Raw genomic sequence first — 20388 nt, 5'->3', positions numbered from 1 at the left:
TATCGAAGGATGGCAGCGTTGCCCGAAACTCAACAGGTCGCGGTGAAGCGACCACAGCTACATTTCACTGCGAAGAAAAACTGGATCAATGACCCCAATGGATTGTTCTTTGACGGAAAGCAATACCACCTGTACTTCCAGCACAATCCTCACGGCGTAGGCCACGGATTCATGTCTTGGGGCCACGCGGTCAGCACCGATCTGGTGAACTGGGAAGAACTTCCTATCGCGATTCTGCACGGCGACATGGCTGATATCTTCTCCGGCTCCATCGTGGTGGACCACGAAAATACCAGCGGCTTCGGCGACGGCACGGTTGCGCCGGTCGTTGCCATCTACACCGCGGCAGCCAAGGATGAGACCAACCAGTCCCAAGCCATCGCCTACTCGCTGGATGGTGGAATCACTTTCACCAAATACGGGCAGAATCCAGTTCTGGATCGAGGGTCCAAGGACTTCCGCGACCCAAAGGTCATCCGATACGAATCCGAGCAGGGTTCCTTCTGGGTCATGGTTGCTGTTGAAGCCATTGATCGCCGAGTGATGATCTACCGTTCTGAGAACCTCAAGGACTGGACCGAGCTCTCCAGCTTCGGACCCCAGGCTGCTGTTGCCGGAATCTGGGAATGCCCAGATCTATTCCAGCTACCAGTTGCCGGCACAGACCAGCTGAAGTGGGTTCTAATTGTTTCGCTGAACCCAGGCGGCGTGGCCGGCGGCTCAGGTACCCAGTACTTCATTGGTGAATTCAACGGCACCACCTTCACTCCTGATGAGACTCAGGAAACTTGGGATAGCTTCGGATACGAATCCTTGAAGCAGGGCGACTGGCTGGACTGGGGACGCGACTTCTATGCAGGTGTCAGCTTCCACGGCTTGCCACTAGACGAGCAAACTCTCATTGCCTGGATGAGCAACTGGGACTACGCCCGCGAGCTCCCCCACGACGGATGGCGCGGATCCATGAGCGCCGCACGCCGGCTGGATTTGGTGAAAGACTCCAACGGCAAGTTGGACATTCGCCAGCGCATTCTCGGATTGCCAAAAGCCGACGTTGCATCAAGCAAGGCCAACGCTGGCGAAAATCGTATTGAGCTGGGCTCCCCCGCTCTGGTTGAACTGACGTTTGCTACCAGCCCAACCGAACCAGCAGTCCTTTCCTTATTCCGCGCCGATGACACTCTTATCAGCGAACTCACCGTTGAATCCGCATTGATTCAGCACCGCCGCGAAGCAGGCAAGGTAGACCACGAGCTCTACGCCTCCAACCAGCGCATGCCTCTGCCCGCTGGTTCGGATGAACTAGATGTGAAAGTTCTCGTGGATCACGGATCTATCGAAATCCTAGCTGCTGGTGGTCGACGTTCCCTTACGGATCAGCTCACCGGTGAGGCAGCGCTGGCCTACGCGACCTTGCGCGTCGCAACTGGTGCGAATGCGTCTTTCAAAGTTCAAGAACTCTCTGATAACGCACTGGAGCCCAAGGCATGAGCCGCATTAGCGTAATGGGCGAATCCCTCGTCGACGTTGTTGAAGAAACTGCGCATCCTGGCGGATCACCGCTGAATGTCGCCGTCGGGCTTGCCCGGCTGGGACATGATGTTCAGTTCTATACGGAATTCGGTCAGGATTCCTACGGCATTCAAATTGCGGAGCACCTGGATCAGGCGGGAGTGCATGTTGCCGCCGGCTCAGTAACTGGGCATCCCACGTCCGTAGCCCAGGTAGTGATGGATGAGCACTTCAATGCTCGTTACACCTTCGACATCCACCAGCAGATTCCTGCTGTCCCCGCTGATGATTCCAGCGAATTGCTGCACACCGGTTCCATCGCTGCTTGGATTGAACCCTCGGGTCAAATCATTGTCGATGCTTTCAAGAATGCATCAGACGATTCACTTCGAAGCTATGACCCTAACCTCCGTCCGGATCTTGTCGAGGACAGGGACTCGGCTTTGCAACGCATTGAGCTGCTGATGGGCCTGAGCCACATCGTGAAGCTCAGCGACGTTGATGGTCAGTGGCTATACCCAGGCCTAGAGCCATGGGAGGTTCTGAAGCACGTAGCCAGCCTCGGCCCAGCCTTGGCGGTGATGACTCAGGGCGGCGATGGTTGCGTGGCGCTTTCCTCGGGACGGCAATTTGATGTCGCTGCCTCTCCCACCAATCTTGTGGACACCATAGGTGCCGGGGACGCCTTCATGTCCGGGCTGCTCTTTGGAGTGCTGGCTAATCCAGAATTCGCTCAAGCTCTTCGTCACGGCGCAACGGCTAAGTCTCAAGATGTTGAAGAGGCACTTCGTCAGGCCTTAACCTCAGCTGCACTGACAGTGGCACAAGCCGGAGCCAATCCCCCGTGGATTAAAGACTTCTCCCTCGCAATCGCTCAGTAACTACGCTTCGCAGCGTTCACGAAAGAATCCAGGACAAAGATGGCTGGCATTACGACTACTTACAAGAATCCTATTTACCTCCAGAGTTCCTTCTCGATGCTCCTGTTCTTCGCATCGTGGGGCATCTGGTGGTCCTTCTTCCAGATCTGGCTCACCAGCGAATCAGCAGGTCTAGGGCTCACCGGGGCACAGGTCGGCACGCTCTACTCGGTAAACTCGCTGGCAACGCTGATCCTGATGTTTGCCTACGGGGCCATTCAGGATCGGCTTGGCGACAGAAAGCATCTGGCCACCATTCTTGCCTCGGTGACCGCCCTGATCGGGCCATTCTGCACGTGGGTCTACCAGCCACTATTGCAGTCCCAGTTCATGGCCGGCGTGCTCATTGGCGCCATTGTCTTGTCAACTGGTTTCCTAGCCGGAGTTGGGCTATTTGAAGCCTTGACCGAACGCTACAGTCGCCGTTTCAACTTTGAATACGGGCAGGCCCGCATGTGGGGGTCCTTTGGCTACGCTCTGGTCGCATTGGCGGCCGGCTTCCTGTTCACTATCAACCCCATGCTGAACTTCTGGATCGGGTCCGTTCTGGGCCTGGCCCATCTCCTGCTGCTGGTGCTGGGCCGTACCAATAGACAGCCAGTGATCGCCGCCGGTTCCGGCAGGAAAATTCTTTCCCCCGCAACTACACCGACAATTCGTGAAATGTTCAGGCTATTCCGGCTGCCGAGTCTCTGGCTGATCATCTTGTTCGTCATGCTATCTTGGACGTTCTACACCGTCTTCGACCAGCAGATGTTCCCCGAGTTCTACACCGGCCTATTTGAATCACCCGAGACCGGACAGCGGGTATACGGAATCTTGAACTCAGTTCAGGTGTTCGTTGAAGCGGCCATGCTTGGCATCATCCCCCTGGTCATGCGCCGGATAGGCATTCGTTCAGCATTGCTACTGGGAGTGGCCATCATGTTTGTCCGCATCATCGGCTGCGCTCTGGTTGACGATCCGGTGCTGGTCTCGGCAATCAAGATGTTGCATGCCATTGAGACACCGCTATTCATCTTGCCGATCTTCCGTTACTTCACGCTGCACTTCAATCCGGCACTGTCGGCAACCCTATACATGGTTGGGTTCCAAGTATCGGCACAGATTGGCAACGTCATTCTGTCCACTCCCCTCGGTGCGCTCCATGACCGTATGGGCTACCAGCAGACCTTCATCGTGATTTCTCTAGTTGTGCTATTAGCTGGGATCTACGGATTCTTCGCTCTCAAAAAAGATGATCAGCAGGTAGATGGTGACCCGTTCATGCGTCATTCAAAAGCTGCCATGAACTCATAGCTGACTATTAGGCGAAGCGGGGTGGGATGTTGTCGAATTCGACGACATCCCACCCCGCTCTCGTTTGAGTAAGGAATGTCAAAAATGCGCAACTTCTGCATTGGGTTTATTTATGTTGCACACCTATTGTCGATGACTTAATTTCATCATTTCGTCACTCTGGATTCCTACGATCTAAACATTGTCGCCACGATAATTACACGGCGAATCACAGAATCATTTTGAAAGGTCTCCATGAAAACATCGTCTTCTGTTCCACGTCGCGGGATATTGGTTGCCGGCACCGCAGCCGCTATCACCGGACTCTTCGCCGCCAACAGCGCCACTGCATCCCCAGCACCGGCTGAGAATCCGGGAACGGCTCCCAGGCCAAAACTGAAATTCGCGGCAGATGGCAAGTTCAAGATCGTTCAGTTCAATGACACCCAGGATGGACCGCGCACCGATCGTCGCACCATTGAGCTGATGGAGAAGGTTCTGGATGCCGAGAAGCCCGGCTTCGCCCTGATCAACGGCGATGTAATCAATGGCTCCTCTCAAACAGTTACCGAAGTCAAGCAGGCTATCAACAACGTCGTGCAGCCGATGGAGTCCCGCGGTATCCCTTGGGCACTTACCTTCGGCAATCACGATGAAGATTCAATGCCCAATGGCACAGGCATGGACGAGGCAAAGATCCTGAACTTCATTCGAGGCTATGAGTTCAATGCCAACTCGAAGAATGACAAGATTGTTGGCGAATCGAATTCCCAGTTGCTGATCGCTTCCTCGAAGACCGCCAAACCTGTCTTTGGCATCTGGCTGCTTGATTCGAACCGCTACGCTCCAAAGACTGTTGGCGGCCAGGACTTCGAGGGCCTCATGTCCTACGACTGGATCCGTCCCGAGCAGATCGCTTGGTATCGCGAGGCTTCCGTAGCCACCGAAAACCGCTACGGCAAGGTTCAGTCGCTAATGTTCTTCCACATACCACTGTGGGAGCACAACCACATGTGGTACGGCGCCCAGTTCACCTCGAACGACGCTGACCACGAGAAGGCCATCAAGAAGCACTCTATCGTCGGAGTGAAGAACGAGGGCGTCTACACCGGCGCATTCAATTCCGGCATGTTCGCCGCGCTGCAGGAACGCGGAGATGTCCGGGGCGTGTACTGCGGCCACGACCACATCAACACCTACATGGGTGACTACTACGGCATCGAGCTCGGCTACGGTCCAGGTACCGGTTTCGGCACCTACGGCCTCGGTGGGACCGAGAACCATCACCTACGCGGCGCCCGGGTCTTCGAACTCGACGAGAACAAGAACAGCGTTTACGCCGGAACCCGCACCGTGTTCGCCAAGGATCTGGGTATCGACATGGGTACTCAGGGACAACCGATCGAAGGGCCACTGCCGCTTCCATAGCCAAGACAAGTTCTGAGCAAGACGAAACCGACCGACGAATGAGCGATTTCGTCTTGCCCAGACTTTTTTTACCGCAGCGAAACTGGTAACGGCAAATTATCGAACAGCTGGAAACCATGGCCGGCGTATTTGTAAAGCGTTCCAGACCTTCTACGAAGACGCCTCCATCCACGAGGAATCCAACCCGGCATCATCTTCGACATGATCATGAAACCGGACTCGATGGGGAGCTACAGCGACAAGGACGTGGACCAGGTCGCCACGAAGTGGGTAGCCCAACACAACCACAAGGGCTCGGACTCACACCTGCAACCTCCCATCGACGTATTCCACGACCGCCGCAGGAATGCCACGCAGGATAACAACACTCTGGAACCGGAACAACCAGTCGAATTCCGCAAAACCGCGGGCGCCTTCAACAAGTCCTACGACTTCTTCTCGCAGGTCATCGACTACGGCAGCACCCGAATCGAGAAATTCGCGATCTACCTGAAGCTACTGGCCAAGGCACTGCAGACCACAGCCGCCGGCAACAGCTTGGACCTTTCCGATGCGGCGCTCACCCACTATGCCCTGAGGTGCAAGAAGCACAGGACCTGGAGCTAGTGGGTGGGCAAGGCAAGGGAATCGAGAGGTGACTGCAGCCGATTCGGGCGTTGTGCGGGAGACGACCCTACGCACTTTCGACGGACAGATTAAGCAGATCAACGAGCTATTCGAAGACACCGGAATCAGCGACGACGACCAAATCAATGCCGTCGAATCGATCATGCGCACGCCGAACCACACGAGCAGTTACAACGTGAAGCGATTGCAAATGGACCGATAGATTTCAGTTCATCGCCAAGTCTTCCCGAGACTATTGACAAGATCACCTACACCTCGGGAGAAGGACGCAAAAGGCAATCAATGCCTAGCTAGAGGTGGATGCCCCGGACGAGATAGTTCATTTTCTTCTTGCGACTGGTTTGCAAGATCGGGCTAGGAAGCCTTCGCAACGTGATGCTATGACGAATCATTACCCTGAGACACATAGACGTACATAGGTGCAAGAGGTCTTGCTGTTCGCTTTTCCACTCAGTGGCTCATGACCCCGTTAGGAGTTTTGTTTAGTCTTGGACCGACAGATCTTGACTACGAATGCCGATTAGGATGGACAACCCTAGAAATTAGTTTGGGGTCCACCGCCTGTACGTGGTGGCCCCAAACTGAGGTTGCTCAGGTGTCTAGCTTCGAGAATTCAAAACGATGTTCGTTACCGGCTGCGAAGAGTCGGTTGCGAATTCCAGCCCAGACGGAGAAACGCCATCAGCAACCAGCTGCGCGCCGAGAGCTGCAACCATTCCGCCGTTGTCCGTGCACAAGCTAAACGGAGGAACCACCAAGGCTATGCCCGCAGAAGCACATCGGGCCGCCAGAAGTTCACGCAGTCGAGTATTCGCCGCCACTCCCCCGCCCAGAAGCAGAGTCTTCAGTCCCTGTTCCTGCATCGCCCGGACTGCCTTCGACGTGATCACGTCTACGACAGCTTCCTGGAATGAAGCGGCAATGTCAGCAACTGGGATCTCTCCGCCGTTGGCCTCGAAGTGCTCGACGCAACGGGCTACAGCAGTCTTCAGTCCTGAGAACGAGAAGTTGTTGCGGTGCTTGCCAGGATTCTCGGCACTGCCCACGAACTTCGGCAGCGACAAGCCGCGAGGGAATCGGAATGCCTTTCGGTCTCCATCCTTAGCCGCCTTGTCGATAGCCGGACCACCTGGATACCCGAGACCCAGCAAACGAGCAGTCTTGTCATAGGCTTCACCGGCTGCATCATCAATCGTGGAGCCCAACAGCTGCACGTCGTTAGTCAGCGAAGTGACCTTCAAGATTTCGGTGTGCCCCCCTGAGACCAGCAGTGCCCCGAAAGTTGGCGGCAATACGGTTCCTTCGAGAACGCCAACACCTACGTGAGCAACCAAGTGGTTGATCCCGTACAACGGCTTCCCTGTAGCCAACGCCAGAGCCTTGGCTGCCGAAACTCCAACCATCAGAGCACCGGCCAGGCCTGGACCGCTGGTCACGGCAATGGCGTCAATGTCATCAAGAGTCAGTTCCGCGGTGTCCAGAGCTGACTGCAGGGTGGGCACAAAGGCTTCCAAATGAGCTCGCGCAGCGATCTCGGGAATCACTCCTCCAAAGCGTACGTGCTCATCCATGGAACTGGAGACAGCGTTAGCAAGCAGCCTATTGCCGCGCACGATGCCCACGCCGGTTTCATCGCAGGAAGACTCGATGCCCAGTACTACGGGTTCTGTGTTGCTCATGCGTTGCGTTCTTCCTCTTGTCCTTGCTGGACATCCAGCGGCAGTCTCATAATAAGCGCGTCTACCCCGCCCTTGTAGTAGCCCTTGCGACGGTGAATGGTAGTGAATCCCATGGATTCATACAGACCAATGGCACCGGGGTTATCAAAGCGAACTTCGAGCATCACATCCAATGCATTCTTCTCGCCTGCGGTCTGGATGAGCAATGCCAAAAGCTTGCGTCCCAAGCCTCGCCCTTGGTAGTCCGGGTGCATGGCAATAGTTTGCACATCGGCAATCGGCAAGACCACGCACAGGCCGGCATAGCCGATAACTCGACCAGAGTCTTCATAGACCCAGTAGGTGCGGGTGTCGCGCTGCGCTAGCTCGGATTCGAAACCAGCCAGTGGCCATGCATCCTCGGGAAACAGCTGCTGTTCCAGCTCGTGGACGGCCAGCAGATCCTCGGCAACCATGGGACGCAGGATGACCTGGTTCGCCTCGTTCATCACTTAGCCTGCTTCATGAACGCCGGAACCTGTGCATCGGATTCACGCAGGTACTGCGGCGAAGTGTCAGACAGATCCTTGCCCGCAGCCAGATCGCTTATGCCTCGGCGGACGAGGTAGCCAGCGTTTGCAATCCATTCAAAGGACTCAGGCATGGGCTTGGCCCCGGCTTCTTCCAATTGCTCGGCATAGATTCCGGCGCCAATGCCGTAGACCGGGAATGCAGGAAGGGCTGAAGCAGCTGAAACATGCGGGCCATCAACCATGGCTCCGTCCTGGTCGTAGCGAGCCCAGTACACTTCTTTGCGGCGCGCATCGGAAGCCACAATGAACTGTGCCGGAGCCTCGCCTGCATCCAGCACCTGTTCGGCGAGCGCATGCAAGGACATCACACCATGCACGGGTACCTGCCATACGAAGCCGAAGGTACGCGCGGCAACCAAGCCAACGCGCAGGCCGGTGAACGGGCCCGGCCCTACGCCAACGATAATGCCAGCAAGGTCTTGGCCTTTCTGTCCATGAGCGTCCAAGAGTTCCTTGACGTATGCCGACAGGGTTTCGGTCTGGTCGTTCCCCTTGGATGAAACCCGCTGGTCGACAACTAAACCGGTGGCTTTGTCAACCAGTGCCACCGATGCGTTGGCGGAGGTGTCGATAGCTAAGTAGTTAGGCATGCTTCTCTTCCGTGTGCTGCGCAGTTACTGCAGACAGCAAAGTGTCTTTCAACTGGGCAAAGGTGTCCTCGTCCCAGCGCGGGCCGATCCCCTTCAGGCTAAACAACCGCGGCTCGTCCAGCTCTTCCTCCGATTCTTCCCACGGGTTGGCACTCGGTGCGGCCAGGGCTTCGCGGTCCAGCTGGATTTCCAGACGCGAGTCCGTGAGATGTTCCACCTTGCCCAGCCCCCACTCCACAACGGTGACTGAATCAGCCAGCGTTGATTCGAGATCCAGGGTGTCCACGTCGTCGTGGCCCTTCAAGCGGTAGGCATCCACGTGGATCAGTCCGGGGCCATCGCCTAGCGCCGGGTGCTGGCGGGCCAAAACGAATGTAGGCGAGATGATTCCCTCGCGTACATTCAGTCCCACGCCCAGTGACTGAGTCAGGGTCGTCTTACCAGCGCCCAAGGCCCCGGTAAGAATCACCAAGTCTCCGGCTTTGAGCTGGGCACCAAGAGCTTCCCCCAGCGCTTCGGTAACAGTGAGGTCATCTAGTTGGCAGGAGAATTCCCGCACCGGGTTACTCACCGGCTTCACCCCAGCTGCCTTCGATGTAGTAGCGGGGCACGCGCGGAGAAATGCGGGTTACCACTTCGTAGTTGATGGTGTTCGCCGCATAGGCCCAAGTGTTCACCGACTGCCCGCCTTTACCGAAGATAATCGCCTCGGCGCCGAGGAAGTCCTCAGGCTTGATGTCCGCGCCCAGATCAATGACGCACTGGTCCATGGCGATGCGTCCGCGTACCGGGTAGGTGCGTCCGTTAACTGTTACCGGCGCACCTGTTGCGATGCGCGGCAAACCGTCTGCATAGCCCATGGGGATCAGCCCGAGGTAGGTCTCCGCTTCAGTCTTGTAATTCAGGCCGTAGGACACGCCCTGCCCCGGATGGACCTTCTTGACGTTAGCCACGCGGGTCTTCACTGTCATGGCTGGACGCAGGCCGAAACTTTCTGGCGAGTCGGTTTCAAAGGGGCTCAGGCCATACAAGCCCAACCCCAAGCGCACCATGTCGTGGTGCGAATCAGGTCGCGAAAGGATACCCGGCGTATTGGCGATATGGCGCACTTCAAGATCGAAGCCGGCTGCTTCTACCAGTTCTATGGCCTTGTTGAAGATTTCCAGCTGCTCGTCCGTTTCGGGCCGCTCTGGCTCATCTGCGACCGCGAGGTGGGAGAAGATGCCAACTACGCGCAGCAGTCCTTCTTCTTGGAAGTCGCTGGCGCGGTTCAACAGATCAGGCAGGGCATCCATAGTTGAGCCATTGCGGCCCAGTCCTGTGTCCACCTTGATGTGGATACGTGCCGGTGTCTGCACGGCACGTGCTGCGGCGGCAACGTATTCCAGCTCCCAGCCTGAGACTCCCAGATCAAGACCGGCATCAATGGCGGCCTCGAATGGGGTGTCCTCGGTGTGCAGCCAGGCCATCATGGGAGCATCGATGCCCGCTTCACGCAGGGCGAGAGCTTCCGTGGCATGGGCACACCCGATCCAGCGGGCGCCGCCCTCCAAGGCGGCCTTGGCTACGGGGATAGCTCCATGGCCGTAGGCGTCTGCTTTGACGACGGCCATAACTGCAGCTGGGGCTACAACATCAGAAATCTGCTTGACGTTGTTGCGGATGGCCGACAAGTCAATGACTGCACGACGTTCAAATCCGATAGCCTGTGCACCGCTGGTGCTCTTTGTCAGGTTGCTTTCTTCAAGCGCTTCAGAGTTCACCTATTCATCTTCGCACTTTTCGGTTCCGCTTGCCTTGTTCACCCGTGCGCAGTTCGGCACATAGTGCGAGTTAAAGTCGGAAGGGGCGGACCCAAGCAACTGTGTTGCTGGGTCCGCCCCTTTGAGACGGATGTTTGTCAGGGCTTAGCGCAGAGTCTTCAGCTCGTCGCGGATCTGGGCGAGCAGCTCCAGCTGTGGATCTACTTCTTCCTCTGGCTCTTCTGCACCGGCAGCACGGCGTGCAGCCAGTCGCTCGTTGAGCTTGGTCATTGGCAGAACCAGCGCGAAGTAGACAGCTGCAGCAATCAGCAGGAAGTTGACCAGTGCAGTCAGGAAGACACCGAACTTGATGTCAACGCCGTCAATGGTTAGCAACAAGAAGCTGTCGAAGTTTGGAGATCCAACCAGGGCGGCGATCAATGGCATCAGCACATTATCGACCAAGGCGGTGACTACAGCGCCGAAGGCAGCGCCGATAACAACAGCAACGGCCAGATCGACAACGTTGCCCTTCATAATAAAATCGCGGAAACCTTTTAGCATGGTTAGAGCATACACAGGAAAATCACAGCACGACTACGAATTTGGGCTCCGATCTGTAATAGTTCGGCAAACTCACAGAAATCGTTTGCTTAAATATCAGCTGAAGAAGCCTAGATTTTCCTCAATAGCATCCTGCGCACCGAGTGATCCGCCGCCTTGCGCAGTACTAATTGCGCCCGCCCACGCGTAGGCAAGACGTTTTCCCTGAGGTTCGGCTCGTTAATGCGCTTCCAGATACCGTGAGCAGTTTCCCGTGCCTCGACATCAGTGAGCTGGGCATAGCGGTGGAAGTAGCTGGCAGGGTCGGAGAAGGCACCGGAGCGCAGACGCATGAACCGCTTGATGTACCACTCTTCGATATCCGCGGTACGCGCATCCACGTAGACGGAGAAGTCGAAGAAGTCGCTCAGGGCCAGGCCCACGGTCCCATCGGAACGGGTTCGAGCAGGCTGCAATACGTTCAGTCCCTCGACAATCAATACCTGCGGTGAGCGGATTACGTTGCGCTCCCCCGGGATGATGTCGTAGGTCAGGTGCGAGTAGACCGGAGCGCTTACTTCTGGGGCACCGGACTTTACCGCCGAGACAAAGCGCAGCAGCGCCCGCCGGTCATAGGATTCGGGGAACCCCTTGCGGTGCATGATCCCGCGGCGCTCGAGCTCGGCATTCGGGTACAAGAAGCCATCAGTGGTTATGAGCTGGACATCAGGCGTATGCGGCCAGCGGCGCAGCATTTCCTGCAGTACACGGGCAGTTGTGGACTTCCCCACGGCAACCGAGCCGGCGACGCCGATGACAAAAGGCGTGCGGCTGGTCTGCTCGCCCAAGAAGGTAGTGGTTGCCTGATGCGTCGCGCCGGCACCCTCGACATAAAGCGACAGCAGGCGGCTCAGTGGCAGGTAGACGTCCCGGACCTCTTGCAAGTCCAGCTGGTCGCCGAGGCCGCGTAGCCGCTCAATGTCCGAGTAGTTCAGCGGCTGTTCCATTTGATTGGACAGGCGCGCCCATGTCTCGCGCTCCAGTTCAACGAAAGGCGAGATAGGCGTTTCAAGTGTTCCGTGTGGTTCCACGAGGGTAAATTCTGCCAAGAATATGCTCCACATCCCAATTAACAACATCAACAAGGCAATTGGATTAGTCAAAAAACGGCCGACTGGTGATCTAAGACATAGGTAATTTTGAGTGCTCCGACACGATTATTCCCATCGATGGGCATTGAACCGGTAGGATTTTTCCCATGTGCGGAATTGTTGGATATGCAGGAACCTCGAGCCAGGTCGCCGATCATGGCGCCCTCGACGTTCTAATTGAAGGTTTGCGTCGGTTGGAATACCGCGGCTACGACTCGGCTGGTGTCGCTGTTGTTGCCGATGGCGCCATTCATTCTCGTAAGAAGGCCGGCAAGCTGGTCAATCTGGAAAATGAAATTGCCGAGTCCCCATTGCCTAAGTCGATGACCGGCATTGGGCATACCCGTTGGGCAACCCACGGTGGTCCGAGCGATCAGAACGCTCACCCACACCTGGCCGATGGTGGCAAGCTTGCCATGATCCACAACGGAATTATTGAAAACTTCGCCGGCATCAAGGCCGGCTTGGCAGCCGAGAGCGTTGAATTCCTCTCGGATACCGATACCGAGGTTGCCGCAGCTCTGCTGGGTAAGCTCTACAGCTCCGAGGCCGAAGGCGATTTGACCCGCGCCATGCAGCTTGCTGTTCAGCAGCTCGAAGGTGCTTTCACCCTCTTGGCAGTTCACCAGGACCACCCAGGTGTTGTCGTTGCGGCTCGCCGCAACTCCCCTCTGGTTCTCGGTCTGGGCGATGGCGAAAACTTCCTGGGTTCGGATGTCTCCGGCTTCATCGACTTCACCCGTCGTGCCGTAGAACTGGGCCAGGACCAGATCGTAACCATCACCCCGGATAACCATTCCATCACCGACTTCGACGGCAACCCGGCCGAAGGCAAGGAATTCACCGTTGACTGGGATGCAGCCAGCGCTGAAAAGGGCGGCTTCCCATCCTTCATGGAGAAGGAAATCTTCGACCAGCCTGCAGCTGTTGCCGACACCCTGCTGGGCCGCTCGGACGCTGATGGCCGACTGACCCTGGACGAACTGCGTATCGCTCCAGAGGAACTGGCCGAAATCTCCAAGATTGTTGTTCTTGCTTGCGGCACCTCGGCATATGCCGGCTCCGTGGCCAAGTACGCTATCGAGTCCTGGTGCCGTATCCCGGTAGAAGTTGAGCTCTCCCACGAGTTCCGCTACCGCGAGCCAATCGTGGACGAAAAGACCCTGATCGTTTCGATCTCCCAGTCCGGCGAAACCATGGACACCTTGATGGCTGTGCGTTACGCCAAGGAGCAGGGCGCCAAGACCATGTCGATCTGCAACACCAACGGATCGACCATCCCACGCGAATCGGATGCGGTGCTGTACACCCACGCTGGTCCGGAAATTGCTGTGGCTTCCACCAAGGCATTCCTGGCACAGATCACCGCAACCTACCTGCTGGGCCTGTATCTGGCGCAGCTGCGCGGCAACCTGTTCCAGGGCCAGATCAAGGACATCCTTGCCGACCTGGGCAAGATCCCTTCCAAGATCCAGGACGTCTTGGACCGCGCGGAAGAGATCAAGGATCTGGCACGCAACATGTCAGATGCCAACTCCGTGCTGTTCCTGGGCCGCCACGTAGGCTACCCGGTAGCAATGGAAGGCGCCTTGAAGCTCAAGGAAATCGCCTACATCCATGCTGAAGGCTTCGCCGCTGGCGAGCTGAAGCACGGCCCTATCGCCCTGATCGACGATGGCCAGCCAGTGTTCGTCGTAGTTCCTTCCCCTCGTGGTCGCGACTCGCTGCACTCCAAGGTTGTCTCCAATATCCAGGAAGTGCGCGCCCGTGGCGCTAAGACCCTGGTTATTGCCGAAGATGGCGATGCTGCGGTCAAGGACTTCTCCGAGTGGGTCTTCTACGTGCCAGAAACCCCAACCCTGCTGATGCCTCTGCTGGCCACCGTGCCACTGCAGATCTTCGCTTGCGAACTGGCATCCGCCAAGGGCTTCGATGTCGACCAGCCACGCAACTTGGCCAAGTCGGTGACCGTGGAGTAATCCACCGAGCACCAGAATTGCGGGCATTCCCTTTCCGGGAATGCCCGCAATTTTTATGCCCTGCAAGCACTGGATAAACTGATAGGCATGATTGCAGGAATTGGAGTGGACATCGTTGATGTGCCGCGTTTTGGCCGCCAGCTCGAGAAGACTCCACGCTTGCGTGAACGGCTCTTCACCGAAGAAGAGCGGGGCCTGCCCCTGCGATCCCTGGCGGCCCGCTTCGCGGCCAAGGAAGCCATCGCCAAGGCGCTGGGAGCTCCTGCGGGCATGAACTGGCAGGACTGCACTATCCGCAAAGATGAAGCCGGTGATCCCCAGGTTCACAACACTGGTTCAGTGGCCGCTGCCAGCGAGCTGCGTGGCATCAAATCATGGCATCTGACCATGTCCCACGATGGAGATATGGCTATCGCAATGGTGGTTGCAGAACGCTAGGCACCAACGCCACGACGAAAGAATAACGACACGCATCTCATTAAATAGGGCATCGCACAGGTGCCTTGAGTATTGTTTGTCTTATGATTCCTGTCTACAGTGTTGCGCAAATTCGTGCGGTTGAAGCCCAGGAGAACTCCAAGCGGGGCGAGACCAGCTTAATGAAGCAAGCAGCCGCCCATTTGGCTTCAACGGCAGTCGCCATGCTGACCGAGAATTCCAGCGCCGATCCGGCTTTCGTGGTGGCGCTTATCGGCCCGGGCAACAACGGTGGAGATGGCTTGTATGCACTGGCAGAGCTCCAACTGCAGAAGATTTCCACTCTGGCTCTGCAGTGCCACGAACAGATCCATGCCGAAGGTGCTGCAGCATATCAAGCTGCCGGCGGTACCGTGCTGGACCTCTCCGACGGTCAAGGCGAATTAGCTAATGCCTCGCTCATTATTGACGCCATCTACGGCCTTGGATACCGTGCCGGCTCTGATTTGCCGAAGCTTCCTGCTGGCGCACGGGTGCTGGCCTGCGATATTCCTTCAGGCCTGGATCCTGAAACGGGCGTTGCGCAGGACTCTGTTCTTCGCGCAGAACGCACGGTAACTTTCGGTGCCATGAAATCCGGTCTTCTGTCTGTAGACGGACCGCTGGTTACCGGTGACATTACCGTGGCAGATCTCGAATTCGACTTTTCTTCCGTCCAAGCTGGAACGCAGCTTGTGGACGAGGTGGCCACTCGCGAGCTGCTGGACCAGCACCGCTCTTGGCGGGATGCCGGACGGCACAAGTACCAGCGTGGAGTCCTGGGACTCATCGCCGGTTCCGGCCTTTATCCCGGAGCTGCTCAGCTGACCGCCAAGGCCGCTGTAGCCTGCGGCGTCGGATTGCTTCGCACCCACGTGCCAGAATCCATTCAGCCGCTCATGGCCGTCGCCGTGCCGGAGTCCGTGCCACTGGATGATGAGCAGATCAAGGAAGCGCTGTCTTCCTCCCGCCGTCAGATTCACGGCAAGGGCGCCAAGATCAAGGCTTGGGCCATTGGCCCGGGCTTGGATGGACGCACTCCCCCGACTGGCGCCATCGCTGATGTCTTTGCCAGCCCGCAGCCGGCCGTCATTGACGCGTCCGGATTGGAAGTCGTTCCTGCCGGCCCAAGCGAGCAGCCTCGCGTGCTGACGCCTCATGCCAAGGAACTGCGCATGCTGCTCAGCCGCGCTGGAGTGAAGATCACTCCCGATGAGATTTCCCAGGACCCGATTCGCTGGACCCGGTGGGCCGCCCTGGCATACAACGCCGTGGTCCTGCTCAAGGGACCAACCAGCTACATTGTGGCCCCCAATGGCGACAGCCTGATGGTGAGCCACTCGGCACCAGAATTGGCCACTGCAGGCAGCGGCGATGTCCTGACCGGCATCCTGGGCTACATGCTCTCCGACAGCTCGCTCACGGGCACCGAAGGCCTGCGAACCGTGCCTAACCGCCGCATGATGGAACTGACCGCGTGTGCCGCTTACATTCATGGCCACCTGGGCCGGGTGACCGCTTCAGAGGGAACTGTCAATGCTTCGCGCCTGATCGAGAACCTGCCTAAGGTCATGAAGCAGTTCGGCTTCTAGGCTCTGGGTCCCTCTAGAGGCCGCCAGAAACTTTGAGAACGCTGCCGGTGGTGTAGGCGGCTTCGCTAGACAATAGCCAAGCCACCGCACCGGCTACTTCTGTCGGCTTGCCTGCGCGTCCCATCGGGATCGTCTCGGCGATTTGCGCAGGGCGCTGTGGATCCTTATGGAATTCAGTCCAAAGCGTTCCCGGGCTAACCGCATTCACTCGGATGCCGTCCTTAGCCAGTTCCTTGGACAGTCCCACTGTCAAGGCTTCTACTCCGGCCTTGGCTGCAGCGTAATGCACGTACGTGAAGGGGCTTCCGGATTCAGCCGCCACCGATGAAATGTTCACGATTGCACCACCGCCATGTGACCGGAGCAGGGTTAGCGCATATTTAATGCAGGTAATTGGGCCCAGAAGGTTCACGTTCAGATCCGCGGCGATATCGGTCAACTCGTTGTCTGCCAGATTTCCGATGGCCGTCGCTGATCCCGCGTTGTTTACCAGTCCTTCAAGTTCCCCAATGTCCTTCACTCGGGCGAAGAACCTTGCCACTGATTCTTCATTGGCGCAGTCGATCTGCAGGATATGGCAAATCGCGCCGAGCTCACGGACTTTATCTGCCACTGCCTGCGCCGATTTCTCATCCTGCCTGTAGCCGATGATCAAGTTGCGGTCGGTGGCTAGACGCAGCGCAATCGCGGCTCCTAACCCACGACCACCGCCGGTGACCACAGTGTATGCCATGCGGCTCCCCCTCTCTTGCAGTTGCGGTCGCGTACCGCAGCTAGCTTCAGGAAGCCTGTACCGGAATCGAGGTAGTTGCCGGAGCCATGTTGCCCAGCTCGAAGTATTCACCCGGACCGGTAACAGTCCAGCCCTGATTCCGCCATTCAGGGCGGTCCAGGACGTTGCGCCCGTCAATCAGCTGCTTGTTGGCCACTAGATCCGCCAGATCCGACGGATTCAGTTCGCGGAATTCATTCCATTCGGTCAGCACCAAGGTCAGGTCCGCATCCTTCGCCGCTTCCTTGAAGGAATCAACGTAGTTCAAGCGCGGGAAACGGCCGGCAGCGTTGGCGTTGCCTTCTGGGTCGTAGACCGAGACTTCAGCGCCCTCGTTGTACAGGCGGACGGCGATATCCAGTGCTGGCGAGTCCCGCACATCATCGCTGTTCGGCTTGAAAGTCACGCCGAGTACGCAGACATGCTTGCCTGCCAGCTCATTGCCCAGCATGTGCGAGGCCAGCGAGACCACGCGGTCACGGCGTCGCAAATTGATCTGGTCGACTTCAGCCAAGAAGCCCATGGTCTGGCTCAGGCCAAGTTCGCTGACGCGTGCTTGGAGGGCTCGAATGTCCTTGGGCAGGCAACCGCCACCGAAGCCCACTCCAGCGTTCAGGAAACGGCGTCCAATGCGCTTATCGTGGCCAATGGCGTCGGCAAGGACCTTAATGTCGCCGCCTACGGTTTCAGTCACCTCCGCAAAGGCGTTGATGAAAGAAATCTTGGTAGCCAGGAAGGCGTTGGCTGCAACCTTGACCAGTTCTGCAGTCTCCAGGTCCGTGGCGATCTCCGGAGTGTCCAAGGCAAGGATCGGTGCATAGACTTTGCGCAGCAGTTCCAGTCCGTGTTCATGCTCCAGGCCGTAGACCAGGCGATCGGGGCGCAGGGTATCCTGGACGGCGAAGCCTTCTCGAAGGAACTCCGGATTCCATGCCAGCGCGATGCTGCTTCCGTTCTTGGCGTCTTGGGCAATTTTCTCGCTCAGCCGGCGTGCGGTGCCTACCGGCACGGTGGACTTCCCGACAATCAGCGCTTCGCCGGTGATGTGCTCCAGCAGCGAATCCACAGCACCGTCTACGTAGGACATGTCTGCGGATTGCGAGTCGGCGCGCTGCGGGGTGCCCACGGTGATGAAGTGGATATCCGCGCCGGCAGCGACTTCTGCGTAGCTGTCGGTGAAGCGCAGGCGTCCGGAGGCCACATGCTTGCGCAGCAGTTCTGGCAGGCCTGGCTCGTGGAAGGGCAGAACGCCAGCGGCCAGTGCTTCCAGCTTGGCTTTGTCTACGTCCAGTCCAATGACTTCATAGCCCAGTTCAGCCATGCAGGCGGCATGGGTTGCACCGAGGTAGCCGGTGCCGATCACGCTGATGCGTAAAGTCACGAAAGTCCTTCTCTCCGAGAACGCGAACCGATATCAGTTTCTATTAGTTAGCATGCCACACCCCCGCAGCGTGTTCCGGCGTGGAACGCGCTGCGGGGGTGTGAGTTTTCTTGATATTTACGTGTTGGTTGCTGGGAAGCTACTGGGCCTAGAGGGCCAGATGCTCCTTGACCGATCCTGCCAGAGCTTCGGCTTCGGCCTGGGCCTGCTCGTGGGTAGCTGCCTCGACCATGACGCGAACTACTGGCTCGGTCCCCGATGGACGCAGCAGCACACGGCCGGTGGTGCCCAAGCGTGCCTCAGCAGCGGCAATTGCCCGCTGCAGCGGTTCGCATTCTGGAACGCTGGCCTTGTCTACGCCGCGTACGTTGATCAGCACCTGTGGCAGGACGGTCAGCACGGCAGCAAGTTCCTTCAGGGTCTTGCCGGTAGCCTTCACGCGGGCCGCGATCATCAGGCCGGTCAGCACGCCGTCGCCGGTGGTGGCGTGCTTGGAGAAGATCACGTGGCCGGATTGCTCGCCACCCAGGGAGTAATCGCCTTCGCGCATGCCTTCGAGCACGTAGCGGTCCCCCACGCCGGTCTGCTTAACAGTGATGCCTGCTGCTTCCATGGCCAGGGTCAGGCCGAGGTTGCTCATCACGGTGGCAACCAGGGTGTTGTCCTTGAGTTCGCCGCGGTCCTTCATGTCCAGTGCCATGACGGCCATGATCTGGTCACCGTCGACGACGGTGCCTTCATGGTCTACTGCGAGACAGCGGTCAGCGTCGCCGTCGTGCGCGATGCCCAGGTCCGCGCCGTGCTCCAGCACAGCGGCCTGCAGCTTCTCCAGGTGGGTGGAGCCGTAGCCGTCATTGATGTTGATGCCGTCTGGATCTGCGCCAATCACGACGATCTCTGCGCCGGCAGCCTTGAACACCTCTGGGGAGCAGCCCGAAGCAGCGCCGTGGGCGCAGTCCAGAACTACCTTCATGCCATCCAGCCGGTTGGGCAGGGCCTGCAGCAGGTGCATGATGTAGCGGTCCTCAGCGTCGGCGAAACGCGAGACTCGACCTACCTCACCGCCGGTTGGACGTGGCTTTGGCATCTTCAAGCAGGCTTCGATGGCATCTTCCAGCGCATCGTCCAGCTTTTTGCCGCCACGGGCCAAGAACTTAATACCGTTATCCGGAGCCGCGTTGTGCGAAGCGGAGATCATGACACCGAAATCGGCGTTCAGGTCCCCTACCAGGAATGCCGCCGCAGGAGTCGGCAGCGTGCCGGCATCCATGACGTCTACGCCGGAGGCGGCCAGGCCGGCCTCAATTGCGGCAGACAGGAAGTCACCACTGATGCGCGGGTCCTTGGCAACCACAGCGACCGGCTTGTAGCCGTCCTCTGGCTGGCTCAAGCCCAGCACCACCGATGCCGCCTGCGCCAGTTCCAGCGCGAGCTCGGGAGTTAACAGTTCGTTTGCTTTTCCTCGGACCCCATCGGTCCCAAATAACCTTGCCATCGCCTTCAATCATATGCCCTCTGCATTGATTTATACGGCTTAAAGTCCCGCATTGGCAGTGAGATGAGAAAAGATTAATGGGATCTTGCAGTCTTCGGCGTTAAAAGTCCAAAGGCCCCGGTGTCCTTTGCAGGATGCCAGGGCCTTTGGAAAGACCTTGAAGCAAGGTTTAGCGCTTCGAGAACTGCGAAGCCTTACGTGCCTTCTTCAGACCAGCCTTCTTGCGCTCGATGACGCGTGCGTCACGAGTCAAGTAGCCAGCCTTCTTCAGGGTAGCGCGGTTTGCATCGCGATCGATCTCGTTCAGCGAGCGAGCGATACCCAAACGCAGTGCACCGGCCTGGCCGGAAATGCCGCCACCGTTGATACGAGCGATAACGTCGTAAGCACCCTCAAGACCAAGGATCTTGAAAGGCTCGTTGACGTCCTGCTGGTGCAGCTTGTTAGGGAAGAAGTTCTCCAGGGTGCGACCGTTAACGGTCCACTTGCCGGTGCCTGGTACCAGGCGAACGCGGGCGATAGCCTGCTTGCGACGGCCAACTGCTGCACCTGGAACGGTCAGCGGAGCGCGCTCGGTTTCGGCAACTACAGCCGAAGCAGAGGTCTCGGTGGTGTAAGTCGAAGGGGTCTCGCCTTCGAATTCAGTGGTTTCTTCAGCGTTCTGAGCCACG

Annotated in this window: 20 protein-coding genes; 9 read left to right on the top strand and 11 right to left on the bottom strand. The window is 57.9% G+C overall.

The genetic code is table 11. The features are described from left to right. Positions 1 to 18: 18 nt before the first annotated feature. The 6 genes from ACIOJF_RS01585 to ACIOJF_RS01560 all read left to right on the top strand — a co-directional run bounded on the left by ACIOJF_RS01585 (position 19) and on the right by ACIOJF_RS01560 (position 5967). Entirely contained in the window at positions 19 to 1491 is a 1473-nt protein-coding gene (locus tag ACIOJF_RS01585; protein WP_286134200.1) for a glycoside hydrolase family 32 protein, read from the top strand. Next, the gene (locus ACIOJF_RS01580) at positions 1488 to 2393 is read left to right on the top strand and encodes a carbohydrate kinase (protein WP_105657627.1); all 906 of its coding nucleotides are present in this window, start codon (positions 1488 to 1490) and stop codon (positions 2391 to 2393) included. The genes ACIOJF_RS01585 and ACIOJF_RS01580 overlap by 4 nt, the downstream gene beginning before the upstream one ends. Before the next feature lie 39 nt (positions 2394 to 2432). Beyond that, a complete protein-coding gene (locus tag ACIOJF_RS01575) occupies positions 2433 to 3731 on the top strand; it encodes an MFS transporter (RefSeq protein ID WP_133833644.1) in 1299 nt (432 codons plus the stop codon). A gap of 234 nt (positions 3732 to 3965) precedes the next feature. Further along, positions 3966 to 5138, top strand: coding sequence for a metallophosphoesterase family protein (locus tag ACIOJF_RS01570; protein WP_402741113.1), 1173 nt, complete (start codon positions 3966 to 3968; stop codon positions 5136 to 5138). 201 nt (positions 5139 to 5339) lie between these two features. After that, positions 5340 to 5744 (top strand): hypothetical protein, encoded by a 405-nt coding sequence (locus ACIOJF_RS01565; RefSeq protein ID WP_105657630.1) that lies wholly within the window; start codon positions 5340 to 5342, stop codon positions 5742 to 5744. A gap of 28 nt (positions 5745 to 5772) precedes the next feature. Further along, entirely contained in the window at positions 5773 to 5967 is a 195-nt protein-coding gene (locus tag ACIOJF_RS01560) for a hypothetical protein (protein WP_105657631.1), read from the top strand. Positions 5968 to 6364: 397 nt separating this feature from the next. Here the strand turns inward: ACIOJF_RS01560 and tsaD are convergent, their stop codons facing one another. The 7 genes from tsaD to coaA form a co-directional block, all read right to left on the bottom strand. Next, positions 6365 to 7444, bottom strand: a complete 1080-nt coding sequence (tsaD, locus tag ACIOJF_RS01555; protein ID WP_105661537.1) for a tRNA (adenosine(37)-N6)-threonylcarbamoyltransferase complex transferase subunit TsaD — start codon at positions 7442 to 7444, stop codon at positions 6365 to 6367. Next, on the bottom strand, positions 7441 to 7932 hold the full coding sequence (gene rimI / locus ACIOJF_RS01550; protein WP_105657632.1) for a ribosomal protein S18-alanine N-acetyltransferase: 492 nt from the start codon (positions 7930 to 7932) through the stop codon (positions 7441 to 7443). The genes tsaD and rimI overlap by 4 nt, the downstream gene beginning before the upstream one ends. After that, positions 7932 to 8606 (bottom strand): tRNA (adenosine(37)-N6)-threonylcarbamoyltransferase complex dimerization subunit type 1 TsaB, encoded by a 675-nt coding sequence (gene tsaB, locus ACIOJF_RS01545; protein WP_402734724.1) that lies wholly within the window; start codon positions 8604 to 8606, stop codon positions 7932 to 7934. Before tsaB ends, rimI begins: the two co-directional genes overlap by 1 nt. Then, positions 8599 to 9177 carry a tRNA (adenosine(37)-N6)-threonylcarbamoyltransferase complex ATPase subunit type 1 TsaE gene (tsaE, locus tag ACIOJF_RS01540; RefSeq protein ID WP_105657687.1) on the bottom strand — a complete coding sequence of 193 codons (579 nt, stop codon included), beginning with the start codon at positions 9175 to 9177 and terminating at the stop codon, positions 8599 to 8601. Before tsaE ends, tsaB begins: the two co-directional genes overlap by 8 nt. Beyond that, complete coding sequence (gene alr / locus ACIOJF_RS01535; RefSeq protein WP_105657634.1) at positions 9170 to 10369, bottom strand: alanine racemase; 1200 nt, start codon at positions 10367 to 10369, stop codon at positions 9170 to 9172. Before alr ends, tsaE begins: the two co-directional genes overlap by 8 nt. Positions 10370 to 10513: 144 nt before the next feature. After that, a complete protein-coding gene (mscL, locus tag ACIOJF_RS01530; RefSeq protein ID WP_105657635.1) occupies positions 10514 to 10912 on the bottom strand; it encodes a large conductance mechanosensitive channel protein MscL in 399 nt (132 codons plus the stop codon). A 110-nt stretch (positions 10913 to 11022) separates the two neighbouring features. Then, a complete protein-coding gene (coaA, locus tag ACIOJF_RS01525) occupies positions 11023 to 11982 on the bottom strand; it encodes a type I pantothenate kinase (RefSeq protein WP_105657688.1) in 960 nt (319 codons plus the stop codon). Between the two features lie 167 nt (positions 11983 to 12149). Here coaA and glmS point away from each other — a divergent pair, with 167 nt between their 5' ends. The 3 genes from glmS (at position 12150) to ACIOJF_RS01510 (ending at position 16069) form a co-directional block, all read left to right on the top strand. Then, positions 12150 to 14021: a glutamine--fructose-6-phosphate transaminase (isomerizing) gene (gene glmS, locus ACIOJF_RS01520; RefSeq protein ID WP_105657636.1), complete on the top strand. Its 1872-nt coding sequence runs from the start codon at positions 12150 to 12152 to the stop codon at positions 14019 to 14021. Positions 14022 to 14108: 87 nt separating this feature from the next. Continuing rightward, positions 14109 to 14459 (top strand): holo-ACP synthase, encoded by a 351-nt coding sequence (locus ACIOJF_RS01515; protein ID WP_105657637.1) that lies wholly within the window; start codon positions 14109 to 14111, stop codon positions 14457 to 14459. A 161-nt stretch (positions 14460 to 14620) separates the two neighbouring features. Beyond that, complete coding sequence (locus ACIOJF_RS01510; protein WP_166650718.1) at positions 14621 to 16069, top strand: NAD(P)H-hydrate dehydratase; 1449 nt, start codon at positions 14621 to 14623, stop codon at positions 16067 to 16069. Positions 16070 to 16082: 13 nt separating this feature from the next. Here the strand turns inward: ACIOJF_RS01510 and ACIOJF_RS01505 are convergent, their stop codons facing one another. From ACIOJF_RS01505 to rpsI, 4 genes are all read right to left on the bottom strand, one after another. Further along, entirely contained in the window at positions 16083 to 16802 is a 720-nt protein-coding gene (locus ACIOJF_RS01505) for an SDR family NAD(P)-dependent oxidoreductase (protein WP_402741112.1), read from the bottom strand. 46 nt (positions 16803 to 16848) lie between these two features. Beyond that, positions 16849 to 18222, bottom strand: a complete 1374-nt coding sequence (locus ACIOJF_RS01500) for a UDP-glucose/GDP-mannose dehydrogenase family protein (RefSeq protein ID WP_105657640.1) — start codon at positions 18220 to 18222, stop codon at positions 16849 to 16851. Between the two features lie 148 nt (positions 18223 to 18370). Continuing rightward, on the bottom strand, positions 18371 to 19717 hold the full coding sequence (gene glmM / locus ACIOJF_RS01495; RefSeq protein ID WP_105657641.1) for a phosphoglucosamine mutase: 1347 nt from the start codon (positions 19715 to 19717) through the stop codon (positions 18371 to 18373). Positions 19718 to 19886: 169 nt separating this feature from the next. Continuing rightward, positions 19887 to 20387 carry a 30S ribosomal protein S9 gene (rpsI, locus tag ACIOJF_RS01490; RefSeq protein ID WP_060702200.1) on the bottom strand — a complete coding sequence of 167 codons (501 nt, stop codon included), beginning with the start codon at positions 20385 to 20387 and terminating at the stop codon, positions 19887 to 19889. Position 20388: the final 1 nt, after the last annotated feature.

This window comes from Glutamicibacter sp. NPDC087831 (genome assembly GCF_044742845.1).
In the GTDB taxonomy this organism is placed as follows: domain Bacteria; phylum Actinomycetota; class Actinomycetes; order Actinomycetales; family Micrococcaceae; genus Glutamicibacter.
The sequence above is the reverse complement of the archived record's forward strand: the minus strand, read 5'-3'. Positions and strand labels throughout refer to the sequence as shown.